This window comes from Bradyrhizobium sp. SZCCHNR3119, assembly GCF_032487775.1.
In the GTDB taxonomy this organism is placed as follows: domain Bacteria; phylum Pseudomonadota; class Alphaproteobacteria; order Rhizobiales; family Xanthobacteraceae; genus Bradyrhizobium.
On record NZ_JAUEUV010000002.1, the window covers coordinates 1,138,931 to 1,156,075 of the forward strand.

Annotated in this window: 14 protein-coding genes; 10 read left to right on the forward strand and 4 right to left on the reverse strand. The window is 61.8% G+C overall.

Features of this window, described 5'->3' with window-relative positions; genetic code table 11:
- Positions 1–309 precede the first annotated feature (309 nt).
- From QX034_RS32605 to QX034_RS32640, 8 genes are all read left to right on the forward strand, one after another.
- Entirely contained in the window at positions 310–1,419 is a 1,110-nt protein-coding gene (locus tag QX034_RS32605) for a BMP family ABC transporter substrate-binding protein (protein ID WP_315703404.1), read from the forward strand.
- Positions 1,416–2,525 (forward strand): ABC transporter permease, encoded by a 1,110-nt coding sequence (locus tag QX034_RS32610; RefSeq protein WP_315766606.1) that lies wholly within the window; start codon positions 1,416–1,418, stop codon positions 2,523–2,525. The genes QX034_RS32605 and QX034_RS32610 overlap by 4 nt, the downstream gene beginning before the upstream one ends.
- A complete protein-coding gene (locus QX034_RS32615) occupies positions 2,525–3,451 on the forward strand; it encodes an ABC transporter permease (protein WP_316196269.1) in 927 nt (308 codons plus the stop codon). Before QX034_RS32610 ends, QX034_RS32615 begins: the two co-directional genes overlap by 1 nt.
- A 16-nt stretch (positions 3,452–3,467) precedes the next feature.
- Positions 3,468–4,151: an isochorismatase family cysteine hydrolase gene (locus tag QX034_RS32620; protein ID WP_315703401.1), complete on the forward strand. Its 684-nt coding sequence runs from the start codon at positions 3,468–3,470 to the stop codon at positions 4,149–4,151.
- A 35-nt stretch (positions 4,152–4,186) separates the two neighbouring features.
- Positions 4,187–5,662: an ABC transporter ATP-binding protein gene (locus tag QX034_RS32625; RefSeq protein ID WP_316196344.1), complete on the forward strand. Its 1,476-nt coding sequence runs from the start codon at positions 4,187–4,189 to the stop codon at positions 5,660–5,662.
- A 139-nt stretch (positions 5,663–5,801) separates the two neighbouring features.
- Positions 5,802–6,614, forward strand: coding sequence for a hypothetical protein (locus tag QX034_RS32630; RefSeq protein WP_315703400.1), 813 nt, complete (start codon positions 5,802–5,804; stop codon positions 6,612–6,614).
- 233 nt (positions 6,615–6,847) lie between these two features.
- The gene (locus tag QX034_RS32635) at positions 6,848–8,407 is read left to right on the forward strand and encodes an oleate hydratase (protein WP_316196270.1); all 1,560 of its coding nucleotides are present in this window, start codon (positions 6,848–6,850) and stop codon (positions 8,405–8,407) included.
- Positions 8,408–8,573: 166 nt separating this feature from the next.
- Entirely contained in the window at positions 8,574–8,828 is a 255-nt protein-coding gene (locus tag QX034_RS32640; protein WP_315763080.1) for a septal ring lytic transglycosylase RlpA family protein, read from the forward strand.
- Between the two features lie 481 nt (positions 8,829–9,309).
- Here the strand turns inward: QX034_RS32640 and QX034_RS32645 are convergent, their stop codons facing one another.
- On the reverse strand, positions 9,310–10,182 hold the full coding sequence (locus QX034_RS32645) for a class I SAM-dependent methyltransferase (RefSeq protein WP_315762972.1): 873 nt from the start codon (positions 10,180–10,182) through the stop codon (positions 9,310–9,312).
- A gap of 315 nt (positions 10,183–10,497) precedes the next feature.
- Here QX034_RS32645 and QX034_RS32650 point away from each other — a divergent pair, with 315 nt between their 5' ends.
- The gene (locus tag QX034_RS32650; RefSeq protein ID WP_316196271.1) at positions 10,498–12,504 is read left to right on the forward strand and encodes an acyltransferase family protein; all 2,007 of its coding nucleotides are present in this window, start codon (positions 10,498–10,500) and stop codon (positions 12,502–12,504) included.
- A gap of 449 nt (positions 12,505–12,953) precedes the next feature.
- On the opposite strand, the gene QX034_RS32655 is transcribed toward QX034_RS32650, so the two are convergent.
- The 3 genes from QX034_RS32655 to QX034_RS32665 form a co-directional block, all read right to left on the reverse strand.
- Positions 12,954–13,205 (reverse strand): hypothetical protein, encoded by a 252-nt coding sequence (locus QX034_RS32655; RefSeq protein WP_315769147.1) that lies wholly within the window; start codon positions 13,203–13,205, stop codon positions 12,954–12,956.
- 1,226 nt (positions 13,206–14,431) lie between these two features.
- Positions 14,432–14,935 (reverse strand): hypothetical protein, encoded by a 504-nt coding sequence (locus QX034_RS32660; protein WP_315703394.1) that lies wholly within the window; start codon positions 14,933–14,935, stop codon positions 14,432–14,434.
- A gap of 79 nt (positions 14,936–15,014) precedes the next feature.
- On the reverse strand, positions 15,015–15,446 hold the full coding sequence (locus QX034_RS32665; protein WP_315703393.1) for a hypothetical protein: 432 nt from the start codon (positions 15,444–15,446) through the stop codon (positions 15,015–15,017).
- Positions 15,447–16,688: 1,242 nt separating this feature from the next.
- Here QX034_RS32665 and QX034_RS32670 point away from each other — a divergent pair.
- Positions 16,689–17,144, forward strand: a complete 456-nt coding sequence (locus QX034_RS32670; RefSeq protein ID WP_315703392.1) for a helix-turn-helix domain-containing protein — start codon at positions 16,689–16,691, stop codon at positions 17,142–17,144.
- Position 17,145 lies beyond the last annotated feature (1 nt).

A 17,145-nucleotide genomic window follows, 5' to 3' on the forward strand; every position in this document is an offset into this window, starting at 1 on the left:
GTCGACGGTCTTCGCTGACCTCGTCGCGCCAACGCCAGCGGCTAGCCGACAGGACGCGCAGGGCTCACCGCTTGCACACAATATTGCATACAATGATGACGTACTGACTAATTTATAGTCTCAACAGACAGTCGGCGGCAAACGAACGTTATCCGACAAGAGCTATTTTCAAATATTTTCAATGTGTTTTCGAGTCGCGCCCAACAAAGCGGCGATGGCACGAAGCTTGCGAAAGCTTCCCATGAGGCTCCGCCCGAACCGGTGAAGCCGAGATAGCAGCGGACGCGCGGTCCGAGAGGGGAGCACACCATGGACTTTGGCAGGATTTCACGACGGCACCTGTTGCAAGGCGGCGCGGCGCTGACGCTGGGCGCCGCGGCCGGCTTGCGGCCGGCCTTCGCAGCGGAGACGACGATCGGCTTCATCTATGTCGGCTCCCGCGACGACTACGGCTACAACCAGGCCCATGCGCAAGGCGCGGCGGCGCTGAAGAAGCTGCCCGGGCTGAAGGTGATCGAGGAAGAGAAGGTGCCGGAGACCGACGCCGTCGAGAAGACGATGGAGTCGATGATCAATCTCGACGGCGCCACCCTGCTCTTCCCGACCTCGTTCGGCTACTACACCCCGCACATGATCAAGATCGCCAACAAGTACCCGAAGCTCCGCTTCGAGCACTGCGGCGGCCTGTGGACCGACAAGGACCCGAAGAACGCCGGCTCCTATTTCGGCTATATCGACGAGGCGCAATACATCTCCGGCATCGTCGCGGGCTACACGACCAAGAGCGGCAAGCTCGGCTTCGTCGCGGCCAAGCCGATCCCCCAGGTGCTGCGCAACATCAACGCCTTCACGCTCGGCGCCCGCCTCGCCAATCCCAAGGCCACCACGCAGGTGATCTTCACCGGCGACTGGTCGATGCCGGTCAAGGAGGCCGAGGCGACCAACAGCCTGATCGACCAGGGCGTCGACGTGCTCACCTGCCATGTCGACGGTCCGAAGACGATGGTCGAGAACGCGGCGCGCCGCGGCGCCTTCGTCTGCGGCTATCACGTCAACCAGTCGCCGCTGGCGCCGAAGGCCTATCTCACAGGCGCCGAATGGAATTGGGAGGCGCTGTATCCGAAATTCGTCAAGATGCTGCAGGCAGGCGAAAGCATCCCGAACTTCTATCGCGGCGGCCTCAAGGAAGAGGTGGTCAAGGTGTCGCCCTACGGCGAGGCGGTCTCCGAACAGGCGCGCAAGCACGCCGACGAGATCAAGGCCAAGTTCATGGCCGACGGCTACACGATCTTCAAAGGCCCGATCAAGGACAACAAGGGCAACACCGTGATCGCCGCCGGCACCGATCGCGGCCAGACCGACCCCGAGCTCGAGAAGATGGATTATCTGGTCGAGGGCGTGCTCGGAGCCACCTCATGACCTCGGAGACGGCCGATCCGTTGGACGCGGCCGTCATCGCGCCGGCCGCCGATCCCGGCTTTCTGCAGCGCTACGGCGCCTCGATCGAATATGTCCTGATCCCGGGCGCGGCGCTGGCCGCCGCGCTCCTTGCTTTCGGCGGCTTCGTCGCGCTGTTCGGCAAGAGCCCGCTCGATCTCTACTGGTATATGTATTACGGCGCGTTCGGCACCTGGTTCTCCTGGCAGAACACGCTGACCCGCGCCGCTCCTCTCATTCTGACCGCGCTCTGCACCGCGCTGCCGGCGCAGCTCGGCATGGTGATCATCGGCGGCGAAGGCGCGCTCCTGATCGGCGCGCTGGCCGCGACCTCGGCGGCGCTGGCGCTGCCGGGCATGCCGCCGCTGGTGGTGCAGTTCGCGATGGTCTGCGCCGGCATGATCGGCGGCGGGCTCTGGATCATGCTGGCCGGGGGCTTGCGCCACTATCGCGGCGTCAACGAGACCATCGCCAGCCTGCTGCTCGTCTATATCGCGCTCGCCATTCTCAATCATCTCGTCGAAGGCGCGATGCGTGATCCCTTGAGCCTCAACAAGCCGTCGACGCGCGAGATCGGCGCGGCCAATATGATCGGCTCCATTCCCGGCACCGATGTGCATTGGGGCCTGGTGTTCGGCCTGATCGCGGCGCTTGCCGCTTACGTCCTGATCTTCCACACCACCTTCGGCTTCGCCGCCCGGGTCGCCGGCGGCAACATCCGCGCCGCCAAGCTGGTCGGACTTTCCGTCGGCAAGCTGATCCTGACCATCTGTTTCCTGGCCGGCGCCTCTGCCGGGCTCGCCGGCATGGTCGAGGTCGCCGCGGTGCAGGGCCGCACCAACGCCAACCTCGCCGTCGGCTACGGCTTCACCGGCATCCTGGTCGCGTTCCTTGCGAGGCAGAATCCGCTGGCGATCGTTCCGGTCGCGATCCTGCTCGGCGGCCTCGGTGCGAGCGGCGGCCTGCTGCAGCGGCGGCTGGGCTTGCCCGACGCCTCGGTGCAGGTGCTGCAGGGCCTCATCTTCATCTTTGTGCTGGCGAGCGACGCGCTCTACGGCCGCATCGGCTTGCTGAAAGGAAAATCCTGATGGCAGACGGGTCGATCGGTTATTGGACCGTGCCGCTGGCGGTGCTCGGCGGCGCCATCCGGGTCTCGACACCTTTCCTGTTCGTCAGCCTCGGCGAGTGCATCACCGAGCGCTCGGGCCGCATCAATCTCGGCCTCGAAGGCACGCTGGTGATGGGAGCGATGAGCGCTTACGGCATCTCCTATCTCTCGGGCTCGCCGTGGCTCGGGGTGCTCGCCGCCGGAGTAACCGGCGCGCTGTTCGGGGCGCTGCATGCCGGGATCTGCTCGCTGCCGCGGGTCAACGACATCGCGGTCGGCATCGCGCTGATGCTGTTCGGCACCGGGCTCGCCTTCTATCTCGGCAAGCCGCTGATCGAGCCGACCGCAGCAAGGCTGCCCGCGATCGATTTCGGCTGGTGGAGCGACATTCCGCAGCTGCGCGCGGCGCTGCGCATCAACGTGCTGTTCCTGATCGGCGTCGCGCTGGCGCCGCTCTTGTTCTGGGCCTTCCGCACCACGCGCTGGGGCCTGTTGATCCGTACCGCCGGCGAGAGCGCGGACGCCGCGCGCGCGATGGGCCATTCGGTGCTGATGATCCGCCTGCGCGCCACCATGGCCGGCGGCTTCCTCGCCGGCATCGGCGGCTCCTTCCTGTCGCTGTTCTATCCGGGCAGCTGGAACGAGGGCTTGTCGTCGGGCCAGGGCATCACCGCGGTGGCGCTGGTGATCTTCGCGCGATGGGACCCGATGCTGTGCCTGTGGGCCTCGCTCGCCTTCGGTGGCGCCGCGGCGCTGGGGCCTGCGCTGCAATCGGTCGGCATCACCTCCGGCTATCACCTCTTCAATGCCGCGCCCTACATCCTGACGCTGCTCATCATGATCATCACCTGCTCGCCGAAGCGCAACTTGAGCGGTGCGCCGGCTGAGCTTTCGATCACCCGCTAACGAACGAGGCTGCGACATGACTGCGCGCACCATCCGCTCCGAACCCTATGCCTGGCCCTACAATGGCGACCTGCGGCCGGAGAACACGGCGCTGATCGTGATCGACATGCAGACCGACTTCTGCGGCGTCGGCGGCTATGTCGACAAGATGGGCTATGATCTTTCCCTGACGCGGGCTCCCATCGAGCCGATCAGGAAGCTGCTCACGGTGATGCGTGCGCAGGGTTTTCACATCATCCATACCCGCGAGGGCCACCGCCCCGACCTCTCCGACCTACCCGCCAACAAGCGCTGGCGCTCGCAGCAGATCGGCGCGGGCATCGGCGATCCCGGGCCCTGCGGCCGCATCCTGGTGCGCGGCGAGCCCGGCTGGGAGATCATTCCCGATCTCGCCCCCCTTCCCGGCGAAGTGATCATCGACAAGCCCGGCAAGGGTTCGTTCTGCGCCACGGATCTTGAATTGATCCTGCGCCTGCGCGGCATCGAGAACATCGTATTGACCGGCATCACCACCGATGTCTGCGTGCACACCACCATGCGCGAGGCCAACGATCGCGGCTTCGAATGCGTGCTGCTGTCGGACTGCTGCGGCGCTACGGACAAAGGCAACCACGACCACGCGCTGAAGATGATCAAGATGCAGGGCGGCGTGTTCGGCGCGGTCGCGACCTCGGCGGCGCTGATCGAGGCGCTGTCGTGAGCGCGGACCCGCCGATCGGGGTCGAAGCCATCGCGATGACGATGCGCTTCGGCGACTTCGCCGCGCTCGACGATGTCGAACTGAAGGTGCGACCGGGTTCGTTTCACGCCCTGCTCGGCGAGAACGGCGCCGGCAAATCGACCTTGGTCAAATGCATCATGGGCTACTATCGGCCGACCGAAGGGGCCGTGCTGATCGGCGGGCGGGAGCGCGCCGTTTCCAACCCGAAGGACGCGCACGCGCTCGGGCTCGGCATGGTCTATCAGCACTTCACTCTGGTGCCGGCGATGACGGTCGCCGAGAACCTGGTGCTGGCGCGCGATCACGTGCCTGCCGTGGTCGACTGGACCAAGGAGCGCGATGAGCTCGCCTTCTTCCTGTCGAAGATGCCGTTCCAGGTGCCGCTGAATGCGAAGGTCGCCGACATCTCCGCCGGCGAGCGGCAGAAATGCGAGATCCTGAAGCAGCTCTATCTGAAGCGACGCTTCCTGATCCTGGACGAGCCGACCTCGGTGCTGACGCCCGGCGAAGCCGACGAGGTGCTCGGCATGCTGCGCGACATGGTCAAGGCCGGCGATCTCACCGTGCTGATGATCACCCACAAATTCCGCGAGGTGATGGCCTTCGCCGACGAGGTCACCATCCTCCGCCGCGGCAGGCTGGCCGGGCGCGGCAAGGTCGGCGAGCTGACGCCGGACGACATGGCGCGGATGATGATCGGCGCCGAGCAGTTGACGGTGCAGCCGGCCCGCACCGGCGAGGCCGGCCCCATCAGGCTCGAGCTCGACAAGATTCTCGCGCGCGACGATGCCGGCGGAGTGGCGGTCAACGGGTTGTCACTCGCGGTGCGCGCCGGCGAGATCGTCGGCATCGCCGGCGTCTCCGGCAACGGCCAGCGGCAGCTGGTCGAAGTGCTGGCCGGCCAGCGCGAGGCGGACAGCGGCACGATCCGCGTCTCCGGCGAGACCTATCACGCAGCGCGCGAGGAGATGCGCCGGCACAAGATGTCGCTGCTGCCGGAGGAGCCGCTGAAGAACGCCTGTGTCGGCGGCATGAGCGTGGCCGACAACATCGCATTGCGCGAGTTCGATCGCGTGCCGTTTGCGCGCCGCAGCTGGTGGCTCAGCCGCACCGCATTCCGCGACAACGCCAAGCGGAAGATCGCGCGCTACAAGATCAAGACCCGCACGCCGGACACCCCGATCGCCGCGCTCTCCGGCGGCAATGTGCAGCGCGCGGTGCTGGCGCGCGAACTCGGCCACGATGTCGAGGTGCTGATCGCCGCCAATCCCTGCTTCGGCCTCGACTTTGCGGCCGTGGCGCAGATCCATGCCGAGATCATGGCCGCGCGCAACCGCGGCGCCGCCGTGCTACTGGTCAGCGAAGACCTCGACGAATTGCTCGAACTCTCCGATCGCCTTGTCGTGATGTTTCATGGCAGCCTGGTCTACGAGACCCGTGCCAGCAACGCCGACCTGACCGAAGTGGGCCGCCACATGGCGGGACACTGAACGGAGAGCGCCTGCCCAGCGGCCGTTACATCCCCCGCCTCTGCGTCGGCGCAGTCAGGGTTGCGAGGATACCCATCTGCGCGCTACAGGAATGCGCGGAATGTCTGGGCGATCAGATGCCTGGACGCGGGGGGATCCGATGCGCGCTCTGATCATTCTGCTTTGCCTGTTGCCCGAGCTGGCACTTGCTTCCCCCGTCAAGACCGATCTGTTCGGTCATAGCATTGAGATCAAGACGATCCCGCCCGACGATGAGGAGGCGCTGTTCGTCGACGGCAAGCAGATGCTGGAAAACCAGATCATCAATCTCGAAGAAAACGGCCAGATCGGATCGACCTCCTTCGCGATCGGCAGCAGCAGTGGCGGCGGCAATATCTGCGACGCATCGCCCTTCGTGCTCCGGTTCACCGCCAACGCGCCCGTACAGATCGACGGCCCGCTCGACAGCTGCAACCCTGTCGCGCACAAGATCGAGAAGGATCACGTCACCTTCGAATCCCCTGCCTTGCCCACGGCAAAGGGCGCGCGCTGGATCTGGACCGCGAATGGCTTCGGTCCCGAGCAGCCTCTGACGTTCAAGCCGAGCCCGAACAAAGGCTGGGACGCGCTGCGGCGCGGCGCCATTCATCATCCTCTCGACCTGCTGGGCCATGCCGATCTCGCCCAGCAACTGCGAAAAGAGGTGTCGGATGCGCACTACGAGGCTTTCAAGCGGCTCGTGAGCGGGCCGGGCCACGCGCGGTATGACGGCGGTCTCTTCATCGGCGAAGCCTGCCAAGCCCACATGTGCGACGATACGGCAGTCCTGATCGTGATCGACCCCGCTGCCAAGCGCATCGCGGTCGCCATGAAGGATGAGGACAAACCGGTCCTGATCGTTCCTGGCGAAGGGGCGTGGCCCGCCGCAGCCAAGCCGGTCCTGCAGAGCTGGCGGCAGAGCTGGTCGCGATAGACCTTCGCGCCGATTGGGCAACAGGGTCCGCCGACGATGGTTGCCGACGGCGGCTCGACCATCGATCGGACCAAAGATGCGAGCGGCAAAATCATGTCCGCGCCTCAAGTCGTAACCATGCTGCGACCAGCGGCATCGTGATCGCCGCATCGTGACCACGTTGACCTGGATCAGTTGCCGTCGGTCCGTCCGCTGTTACCGCGGTTCCAGCTTGATCAGACCGGGTAAGCAATATGAAGGCCTATTTCATCGGCAGCGGCATCGGCGCGCTCGCGGGCGCGGCATTCCTGATCCGCGACGGCGGCGTTGCGGGGCGCGACATCACCATCTTCGAGAAGCACCTGCCGTTCGGCGGCAGTCTGGATGGCACGGCGCTCCCCGACGGTTCCTATTCGTTGCGCGGCGGCCGCATGCTGACGACGGACCATTACGAATGCACCTGGGATCTGCTCTCGAGCATCCCGGGCGCAGGCGATCCGAGCCGGACGATCCGCGAGGAGACGATCGCCTTCAACGAGGTCCACGTCGCGCATTCGCAGGCGCGCCTGGTCGACAAGAACCGCCACAAGGTCGACGTCTCCACTATGGGCTTTTCGATGCAGGACCGGATCGAGCTCGTGCGACTGACTGAAGCCTCGGAGGACAAGCTCGGCAATTCCCGCATCACCGACTGGCTGTCGCCGCCATTCTTCACCACCAAGTTCTGGTACATGTGGCAGACCACCTTCGCCTTCCAGCCCTGGCACAGCGCGGTGGAGTTCAAGCGCTATCTGCACCGCTTCATGAGCGAGTTTCCGCGCATCGAAACCCTGGCCGGCGTCAAGCGCACCAGGTTCAATCAGTACGATGCGATCGTGAAGCCGCTGACCAATTGGCTGCAGGGCCACGGCGTCAATCTGGTCGGCGGCGCCGATGTGACGGACATGGCGATCGCGACCGAGCACGGCAAGCACGTCGTCAAACAGTTGACGCTCGACGACGCCGGCAAGATCAGCACGATCGATGTTGCCGACGGCGATCTGGTGTTTTTCCAGAACGGCTCGATGACGGATGCGACCAGCCTCGGCACGCAGGACACGCCGCCACCGCGGCTGATCAAACGGGACAGCCAAGGCTGGGCGTTGTGGGAAAAGATCGCATCGGGGCGTCCCGACTTCGGCAATCCCGCCGCGTTCAACGCATCGATCCCTGAATCCTGCTGGGAATCCTTCACCGTCACCTGCCGGAATTCTCGGTTCTTCGACGCCATGCAAGCCTTCAGCGGCAATGAGGCCGGCACCGGCGGGCTTGTCACCTTCACCGATTCCAACTGGCTGATGTCGATCGTGCTCTATCATCAGCCGCACTTCCTCAACCAGCCGAAAGACGTCCAGGTGTTCTGGGGCTATGCGCTGCACCCAGAGCGCATCGGCAATTTCGTCGCCAAGGCGATGTCCGATTGCGGCGGCGCCGACATTCTCAAGGAGCTGTGCGGCCATCTCAACTTCGACGTCTCGGTGTTCGAGAATGCGACCTGCGTGCCCTGCCGCCTGCCCTACATCACCAGCATGTTCATGCCGCGTCACAAGAGCGACCGACCACTGCCGGTCCCGGCGAATTCGAAGAACCTCGCCTTCGTCAGCCAGTTCGTCGAGATCCCCGATGACGTGGTTTTCACGGTGGAATACTCGGTGCGCGCGGCGCAGATCGCGGTCTATCAGTTGCTCGGCATCGGCCGTGCGATTCCGCCGATCACGCGGCACGACAAATCCTTGCGCGTGCTAATCGAGACGGTGGAGAAAGCATTCGCCTGAAGGGCGCAAGTTCCATCGCCCCGATTGGGCCGTGCCCTCTCCTCATTTGCGACGAAAGCCAGTCAAGAGAGCGCCAGAGTTGCGATCCCCCCTTGCGCGAGGCAGCAACTCCGGGAGATCTCCCTTGAAGAAACTCACTTTGGTTGCGACCGGCTTGCTCGGCGCGATGGGGTCTGCACAAGCCGAGTCAGGCCTTGCGTCCTACTATGGAGGGCGTGGTCATCACGGCGAGATGACCTGCGCGCATCGGACGCGGCCGATGGGCAGCATGATCACCGTCTCGCATAATGGTCGCTCGATTCAATGCCGCGTGAACGATCGTGGGCCGTTCGTGCGCGGGCGCGTGATCGATCTCTCGGTCAGCGCGGCACGCGCGCTTGGGATGATGAATGCCGGCGTCGCGCGGGTTTCGCTGCAGTGAATTCAGTATCCGAGCAGCGCCAATCCGACCCAGCTCACGGCGAACAGCGATACCACCGATGTTGCCGCAGCAACGACAGACAGTGAAATCTTCAAAGCCTTGAGGACCATACGCGCCTCCTCAACAATAGCGCCAGCATCGGGATCAACCCGGCGCCGACCTGAAATGTCCTGGAAAATCGGCTCATTGGCGAGCCAAACTCTCCATTGGTGCGCGTGGGATCGAAAAGGTTCAATGCCGGCGTGCGGCTCCGTCCGATCCCATGCGCCCGATGCAAACACCGTTTAGGGGTCAACGGTTCCCTGCATTCGAAAGCGGCCCACATTTTTTTGGCGACGAACGCGATCACGCGCTCGACGGCGCGAACGCGCATCACGGCGGCCGTCGCATTCATGCGCACGGATTGCCGCAGCCCAGAGTGATCACCCGATTTGAGCAGACGTGCTGCTCAGTTCAGCGGCAGCCCGCGGTCGTGGCCAGCCTACGGATCGACCGCGGTCACGATCCAGAACGAGGCTGGCACCAGCACCGTCTCGCCCCTGGCGTAACGCGACAGCGCCGCCTTGACGGCGGTGGCCGCCGCCGCAACAGCCTCGGTCCGCTGGCCCGCAACAGCGCGGCACGCCGGACCGATCGCAAGCGCGGTCGACGCGGCGCCCTCGAGGCCGCCGTCTGCGCCCATATCGAGCGGAAGCTCGCAATGTTCGAAGCGGATCCGGCGCAGGCCGACTTCGCCCAGCACATGCTCGACCCAGTCGCGCGAGGCGAAGGCGAAATCGTCCGGCGCATGCGGCGCGAGGCCGGTCAGCTTCGGCACGTGGTCGTAAACCGCCTGCAGCGGCTCCAGTGCCCACGGGTTGTCGTGCAGCTCGCCCCAGCAGGCAAAGGCGATGCGGCCCTCGGAGCGCAACGCGGTGTGGATATTGAGGAAGGCGCGGACCGGATCGGCGAAATACATCGTGCCGAGGCGTGAGATGACGAGATCGGCGCTCGCGGCCGTGAAGTGATGCACCATCGCATCGCCCTGCATGAAGGTGACGGGGGCATCGGCCGGCGCGAGATCGTTGGCGCGCACCAGCATCGGCGCAGACACGTCGACGCCCACGACCTGGCCACCAGCACCGACCTTGTCGGCCACCGCGATCATGGTGGCGCCACAGCCGCAGCCGATGTCCACCACGCGCTCGCCGGGCTGGATCTCGGCGCGCGCGATCAAGCGCTCCTGGATCGGCGTCAGCATATGGTCCAGCGCGGCCTGCCGCTCGACCCAGCGCTGCCCGCCCACGCCATTCCAGAACGCAATCTGCTCGGCGTTCTCAAAATGGCCGAAAGAAATATCGGGGGCGGTATCCATGGCTGCGATCCAAATTCCGGTTTCATTCTCAGCATCGTGCTGATGAATCTCTTTCCGGTTCCAAAACGACGTTCTCAAATTCCATCAGTGCTCTGCGGTCTTCAGCTGCCCTGCGTCAAGCTCGGAACGGCCCGGGCGACCCCGCCCGCCGTCCGGCCACGGCGCAAAATGTTGCCCGACGGCTACAGCCCCGCGGCTGCCATTTTCGATGGGTATCAGCGCATTGCCATTCATTTCAATTCATGTCATTCGGCGCAGGTGATACACCTAAAACAAGCTATGAACACAATAACAATCTGAAGGTGTTCTTGAGGTATGTCGCTGCGATTCCGGGCTGACATCGATTACCTGCGCGCGGTCGCAGTCATTTCAGTTATCGGCTTTCATTACGGCATCCCTGGTTTCCAGGGCGGCTTCGTCGGCGTGGATATCTTCTTCGTCATTTCCGGCCACCTGATCACCCGCCTGATCTGGGCGGGAATTCATGCCGGCAATTTCTCGTTCTGGGAGTTCTACGACCGCCGCGCACGCCGGCTGCTCCCGGCGCTGTACGTCATGGTTCTCGGCACCGGCATCGGGGCCTGGTTCCTGGCGGCGCCCGACGATTACCGCATGTTCTTCGAGAGCGCGGTGTCGACCGTCCTGTTCTCCTCGAACATCTTCTTCTGGCTCCAGGCCGGCTATTTCGATCTTCCATCCGTCGGCAAGGTCCTGATCCATACCTGGTCGTTGGCGGTCGAAGAGCAGTTCTATTTCTTGTTTCCACTCCTCACCGTGCTGTGGAGCAAGCGCTTTCGGGATCCCACCACGCGGCTGTCGCTGATCCTGCTGCTCGCCGGCACGGTCGCCCTCTGTATCGCCGACGAACTCCTGATCAAGAACTCCGCCCCAGCGGCCTTCTATCTCTCGCCGTTGCGCGGCTGGGAATTCCTGATCGGCGGCTTCTCGTTCCTGCTCGAGCGCTGGTCGCCCGCCGATGTCCGATGGCGTCTGGCCATGGCAATTGCGGGCGCGCTCCTGATGTTGGCACCGGTCGTGCTGTTCACAGGCGCGACCAGACTTCCCGGCTTCCAGGCGCTCATTCCTTGCCTGGGCGCGGCGTCGTTCATCATGGCCTTCAACCGGGAGGACGGCCGTCCGATTCCGCTGCCGTTCAGACGCACGGGCCTTTTCCTGGGCAGGATCTCCTATTCACTGTATCTGTGGCATTGGCCGGTGTTCGTCCTCGGCACCGTCGCCATGCCCATCACATGGGCGGGCTCGCCGACGGCGATCACGGGACTACTCGCCTGCTCCTTCGCCCTCGCCTACCTGTCCTACCGGCTGGTGGAAACGCCGGCGCGAGGCCGCACCGCGTGGCTTGGCATCAGGACTTCGGGCCTGATTGCGACTGCCGCGACGATTCTGTTGGCGATCGGCGCCGCCGGCATCCTACAGCGCGGCTTTCCGGATCGCTTCCCGCAAACAGCCCAGCGCATGTTGCGCTACACTGCGGCGACGATGGCTCCACTCTACGGCGCCCCCAACTGCTTTCTCGAACCGGACGAGCCGTTCGCACACTATCGGCGGAGCGAGTGCCTGACGCCGGCGAGCAACAAGATCAACATCCTCCTCTTCGGCGACAGCACCGCGGCACACTACGTCCCGTCCCTGCGCAATCGTCTCGATCCGAACCGTTACCATCTGCTGCAGCTCACCTCCGGCAATTGCTCGCCGTTCGTCGACCTGCATCACGACACGTCGCGGAACTGCGATGAGCTCAACGCGACGTTCCGTCGTGTGCTGCGTGACCATGGCATAGCGGCCGTGATCCTGTCCGCCCATTGGCGCAACTACATCGACCTGTACGGATCTTCCGACACCAGCAAGTTCGACGCATATCTCGAGGCTACCCTGTCAGCCACTGAGAATGCCGGCATTCCCGTCCTGATGTTTGGCCCGTCCATCGAATTTCCGGGGCCGCTGGCCGCAAACCTGGTGCGCTACGAGCTGACACATCTGCCGACGGGTGAGATGCTGAAAGTGACACCGGCGAGCTTTACCGCGGACACGCATGTCGCCGCGCTCGCGGGTCGCCATCGCAATGTGCAATTCGTTTCGGTGCTGGCCGCGGTCTGCCACGGTCACACATGCCCGCTGACGGTCGATCCCGAAACCACGCTGGTATGGGACACGATTCATCTGACGCCGGAGGGCTCCCGCCACGTCGTGCAGCGGCTGGCCCCGGCGCTGGACGGCTTTCTTGACCGACTTCACCCGGCTCCTGAACTGGTCCAGCAGACCGGCGCACCGCTGGGCCCGATCGGGCCGGTGCTCCGCTGACCGCCCGCGCCATCCTGCATCTTCGGCTCGTCAGCCTGGAGCAAGGCCACGTCGTGCGCGCTCAGAGCGCGGCCGATCAGATGGTTCGGGCCGTCCACACGAGCAAGAAAAAAGCCGGCCCCTTGGCCGGGGCTATCGCATATGCCCCAACTCGGCCCGGGGCCTCATAGTTCGAGACGTGCCGCATGCGGCGCTCCTCACCATGAGGGTCTGCCATCTTGCCGCGAACAAGCCCCCGTCTTGAAGAACTCGCCGGAGGCAAGCGTCTCGAAGGACGGCCGCAGGAGAGATCGTCGATCGCACTTTCCGATATACGATGGCCCGTTCTGAGGGAAAGCCAAACGCGGACAGCTGAGGTAATTAGTCCGGCAACAAGCCGCGTCGTGCTATCTGTCGAGACGGCAAGCCGAACGCAGTTCGGTTTCCAAATGCATCGGCAGAGCCGTCCACTACATCATCGCGTAGGCGCGACGGAAGGCGACCGCACCTGCCAGGGACCGCGGACGAGTCCGCACGGCGTGACCGTCATTGCCGCTGCGCACGACCCACTGTCCGTTCTCCTGACCGACAATCTGCCCGACGTGATGACGCCAGACGACGATGGCCCCCACCGACGGACCGCCTGCATTGACGCCATAGCGGGCCCAGGAGATGGCACGGTTGTACTGCGGCCCCGGATCCTGGCCCACCTGCGTGCGCATGTACCAGCCGCACCAGGCAGCAGGCCGCCCCATTGCGGAATGCGCATAGTGCCTATGACCGTGAGCATAGTGCCGGTGATGATGACGATGAGTTCTGGCTTCTGCGCTTGATGCAAATACGCAAAGCATTGCCGTAGCAGCGACGAGTTTACGCATACGAATGTCCTTCGTGCTGTTGAATGGAACGACCGCAACAAGCGATCAGCAATGGAGCCGCTCAAAGGACGATGAGACGTCTGCGGCTAAGCGCGCGGAATTGATCCGGCTGTTCGGGCTTTAAGAAAGCGCAGATGGCCAAAATATGGCAGCCATCATGCATAGGTTAATGCTTGAGGCTACGACTTCGCGCACCGGAACCAATATCTAAGCGAGAGACGACTACTAACCACAACCTTTCGATGAGATAAACTACCCCTCGCAATCACGCTTCGATTAGCTACGCCACTCAATATTCCAATCAATTCTCCGCCGATTGCAGCGTGATTGACAGCATCGAGCGTAACTACGATCCTAGAATCGAATGGTCTGGCAGACCGTCAGCACGGCACAGCTTGTTGATCGATCTGGTCGGCGTAAGCTGCGAAACGCGAGAGCCCGATAGCAGCTAATTGCCTGAATGCCACTCTGAACGATATTCATCGAACGACTGATCGATCGTGTGCCGCACGCGCAATCCAGCACTCATCCACACGAAGTAGCGACCGCCCTGGAGCTTAACGTTGATGAAAGCGGCGAGAACTTTGAGACCGCCGCCGAGAAAATTATTGGATTTCCGAAAGTCGCGAAGAGAGTGCGAGCATGAAGTCCCTGACGTGAATCATCGTGCTTATGGTCCTGCGACGCAGCATAAACGCCAAGTCTATGTGAAATGTAATTTCTCCAACCATCTTTGAAACATCGAAATTCCTTGGCTGCCCCTGAGTAGAATTTAAGAAATTCCGCTTTCGTATGACCTTTCGGCCATCACACTGCTGATCAAATAGGATCTGAAATCCGAAGAACTTGTGCGGCCACGAATGATAAGCCGACGTAGTATCCCCTGCCGGGTGAACTTTGGCCGCAGCGAGCCTCGCGGCGAGCGGTCGCTCATTGCTTACGGGAGCTTATGCCCGACATGAGCCATAAACGCCTTCGACGATGGGCAACGCGCACCCCGCGCACGATAAACTTCCGATGGCGTCGATATCTTGCTGGCATTGTTGCACAAGTCGCCCACAGAGTATGGCTTATCCTAACGCCTGTTGTTGCCGACTTAGCTCACGCAGGATCGCCTTAATGTCTGCAATAGAAAGAAGTCCCTCTTGATTTATCCAATCGACGCTGTTTTCAAATCTATTTTCACTGAACTTCCAGTACTCCAAGAGCAGATGTTTTGCTGCAACCTCTTCGTCAACATTCGCCCTGTTACAGTATCCGATCGCCTGCCAATCCCATCGCCATGGATAGGAGTTATCGTTAAACATGCGTAGCCACAGGACCCAGTACTTCTTTCGCGCTTGGAGATAGAACGCACTGATACCATTGTTCACGGGGCCTTCTGCCCACTCGACCTGGACCAATAGTTTGGGTGATCGGGGTACACCCTGCTTTGGCACCACGTCCGGCGCGAAATTCCCGTAGCCCACCTCGAAATCGAACGGGACTGGACGAGACGGCAGGGATACCACTTCAGAAATTCTTTGCTGCGGCATTTCCGACGGCAACATCTGGATTTTCGGTAAGCGGCTCATTGTACGAACCTATATAGTAGCCCTGCTTAGCGTCTGGCCTGCTGCTCATCGACATAACTACACAGGTCGTACGTTCCAGCTATTCCAGGTTATTTTTTACTGGCGGGTCGTCATCAAGAATGAATTGTTTGCGTAGCGCCTCCACCGCCTCGCCTCGGTTCAGAAAAATGCCGAAGACATGACGCGACGTTTCCCATCCTGAGCCCCAGCACACGATAACAACGATCTTGTTTTCTTGCTCATCGCAAAACCAAATACCGGGTGTCACATCGTCATCCGGAGCCTCAAACGCGTTCTTTACCTGCCACCTGAGCATGAGGCCAACTTCATCATCCGTAGGATCGGATCCGCCTGAATTGAGCAATTCCGCCCTTTGCTGACCAAGATGATCTTCCAGTGCTAACCAGTCTGGCTCAAGCGGTAGCACAGTCGCAGTTGAGCTGTCGCGTGGAAGCGCATGGCCAAAAAACTCACCTCGTTCGGAGATCAATTCGTCCAGATCGATTGCCAATAGGTTTCCCTCCACAACCATACACTTTCATTTGGCTTACCTAGCTTTACCGTTGTTGTCAGTGCCCTTTCCTCTGTATGCAATCGTGAGCATACGTTCCATTATTTGACAATCTCTCCGCACCCATTAGACCGTGAATGACGGGATGGGACGTGACACTTTAGAAGTTCAACATCAGCTTGGGGATGACCGCCTACGATGGCCCAAAGGATCGAGATTGCGGCATTCAGCGGGTACACAATGGCTGGTTCATGGGATCAGCGCCTCTTCTGTACAATCTGCGCTGACGGTACAATCTCATTGCGTGCCGAGTTGCGTGGCGATGGGCCAACTTATAGGCCAAAGGGAGCCCGCGGTATTCGCACTGCTCAGCAATTTTTGGACGGGGTCAGCGAGGCGACTGAGATGTCCTCGTTAGCTGACCACATCGACTATGAGCGTGTGTGCGCTGCATTGTCGTCATCATGCCCGAAGCTCGCTGATGATCTAGCCCGGCTCGTCGGCTGTGACACAGAACCTGAGTTACCGCAGGAAATAGAGAAGATCATCTGCATGATCCTGGCTTCAAAGGGTATCTATCCAAGCACGTGCCGGAGCTTGCTGGATCGGCGCATCAGATACGAAAGGACGCGCAAGGTACTTGTTGATCACTATTTGTCGTTCGGCCAGCTCCCTGATAGCCCGATCGCAGTTGATGGACATCAGATTGCACTGCAGGAGTTTCAGTCACAGAGAGACTAATTCTTCCGGAGGACCCGCACCAATAGGCGGGGTCCTCGCCAGCCGGGTCCCCGCTCGCTGCGATGCGCCGAGCATCACGCCAACCGGCGGGGGAAAGGGCATGAAACCAAATAAAGAAAGGATCAGCGAAGGATCAGGATAAGTTCGCCTTCTTTCGCTCTTTTAAGCTTAGATCTCGTAAGCTACTGGTTTTTCGGTTGAATTTTGGTCGGAGCGGCGGGATTCGAACCCACGACCCTTAGTCCCCCAGGCGCAGGTAAATAATTGAAATTGTAAGATTTTTCACAAGTCAAATCGCAGCAACTTTTTGCATAGCTCGAAGCTCGGCGCTCTCTTGCAACGACCACTTTCCTTGTTCCACGTTGCTCGATAGACACTCTTCGTTTCGTCGCTGCTTCTCCGGAAAGCTCTAAATTTTTCGATTATTTCGCCTATTGCGAATATTTCGATTACCTCTTATCTATCTTGTCAAGGCTATCAACCCTGACAAGGGGCACAAATATGACAATTCCCGCATACGCTGAGGAACTGGGCGGCCGTCTGCCGTCTGAGGCTGAAAAGGCGTCGGCCAACCAACTGCGCACGATTCTCGCCGCTCACGCCGCGGGAGATACGACTTTGCGCGTTCTAGACGAGCAGAAGAAAACCAGGGAGATCACCCTAGGCCCAGCCCTGTCGGCGCTCCTCATGGAGCTGCTCCGTCACGTTGGGAAAGGCGACGCAGTTACGCTCGTGCCCGTGCACGAGATGCTTACGACACAGCAAGCGGCCGATATCCTCAACGTCTCGCGTCCGTTCCTCATTTCTCTGCTCGACAAGCGCGAGATCCCCTACGACACCGTGGGGCGTCACCGTCGCATCAAGGCAGAGGACCTATTCGCGTACAAGCGAAGCAGAGACCAAAAGCGACGCGAGGCCCTTGAAGGACTCGCTGAACTCGACGGGGAGCTGCTGTAGG

What these genes read in the sequence shown, in the direction of transcription:
- QX034_RS32605 (WP_315703404.1), top strand. Translation starts at nt 310, where the DNA reads ATGGACTTTGGCAGGATTTCACGACGGCACCTGTTGCAAGGCGGCGCG.
- QX034_RS32610 (WP_315766606.1), top strand. Translation starts at nt 1,416, where the DNA reads ATGACCTCGGAGACGGCCGATCCGTTGGACGCGGCCGTCATCGCGCCG.
- QX034_RS32615 (WP_316196269.1), top strand. Translation starts at nt 2,525, where the DNA reads ATGGCAGACGGGTCGATCGGTTATTGGACCGTGCCGCTGGCGGTGCTC.
- QX034_RS32620 (WP_315703401.1), top strand. Translation starts at nt 3,468, where the DNA reads ATGACTGCGCGCACCATCCGCTCCGAACCCTATGCCTGGCCCTACAAT.
- QX034_RS32625 (WP_316196344.1), top strand. Translation starts at nt 4,187, where the DNA reads ATGACGATGCGCTTCGGCGACTTCGCCGCGCTCGACGATGTCGAACTG.
- QX034_RS32630 (WP_315703400.1), top strand. Translation starts at nt 5,802, where the DNA reads ATGCGCGCTCTGATCATTCTGCTTTGCCTGTTGCCCGAGCTGGCACTT.
- QX034_RS32635 (WP_316196270.1), top strand. Translation starts at nt 6,848, where the DNA reads ATGAAGGCCTATTTCATCGGCAGCGGCATCGGCGCGCTCGCGGGCGCG.
- QX034_RS32640 (WP_315763080.1), top strand. Translation starts at nt 8,574, where the DNA reads ATGGGGTCTGCACAAGCCGAGTCAGGCCTTGCGTCCTACTATGGAGGG.
- QX034_RS32645 (WP_315762972.1), bottom strand. Translation starts at nt 10,182, where the DNA reads ATGGATACCGCCCCCGATATTTCTTTCGGCCATTTTGAGAACGCCGAG.
- QX034_RS32650 (WP_316196271.1), top strand. Translation starts at nt 10,498, where the DNA reads ATGTCGCTGCGATTCCGGGCTGACATCGATTACCTGCGCGCGGTCGCA.
- QX034_RS32655 (WP_315769147.1), bottom strand. Translation starts at nt 13,205, where the DNA reads ATGCGCACGCAGGTGGGCCAGGATCCGGGGCCGCAGTACAACCGTGCC.
- QX034_RS32660 (WP_315703394.1), bottom strand. Translation starts at nt 14,935, where the DNA reads ATGAGCCGCTTACCGAAAATCCAGATGTTGCCGTCGGAAATGCCGCAG.
- QX034_RS32670 (WP_315703392.1), top strand. Translation starts at nt 16,689, where the DNA reads ATGACAATTCCCGCATACGCTGAGGAACTGGGCGGCCGTCTGCCGTCT.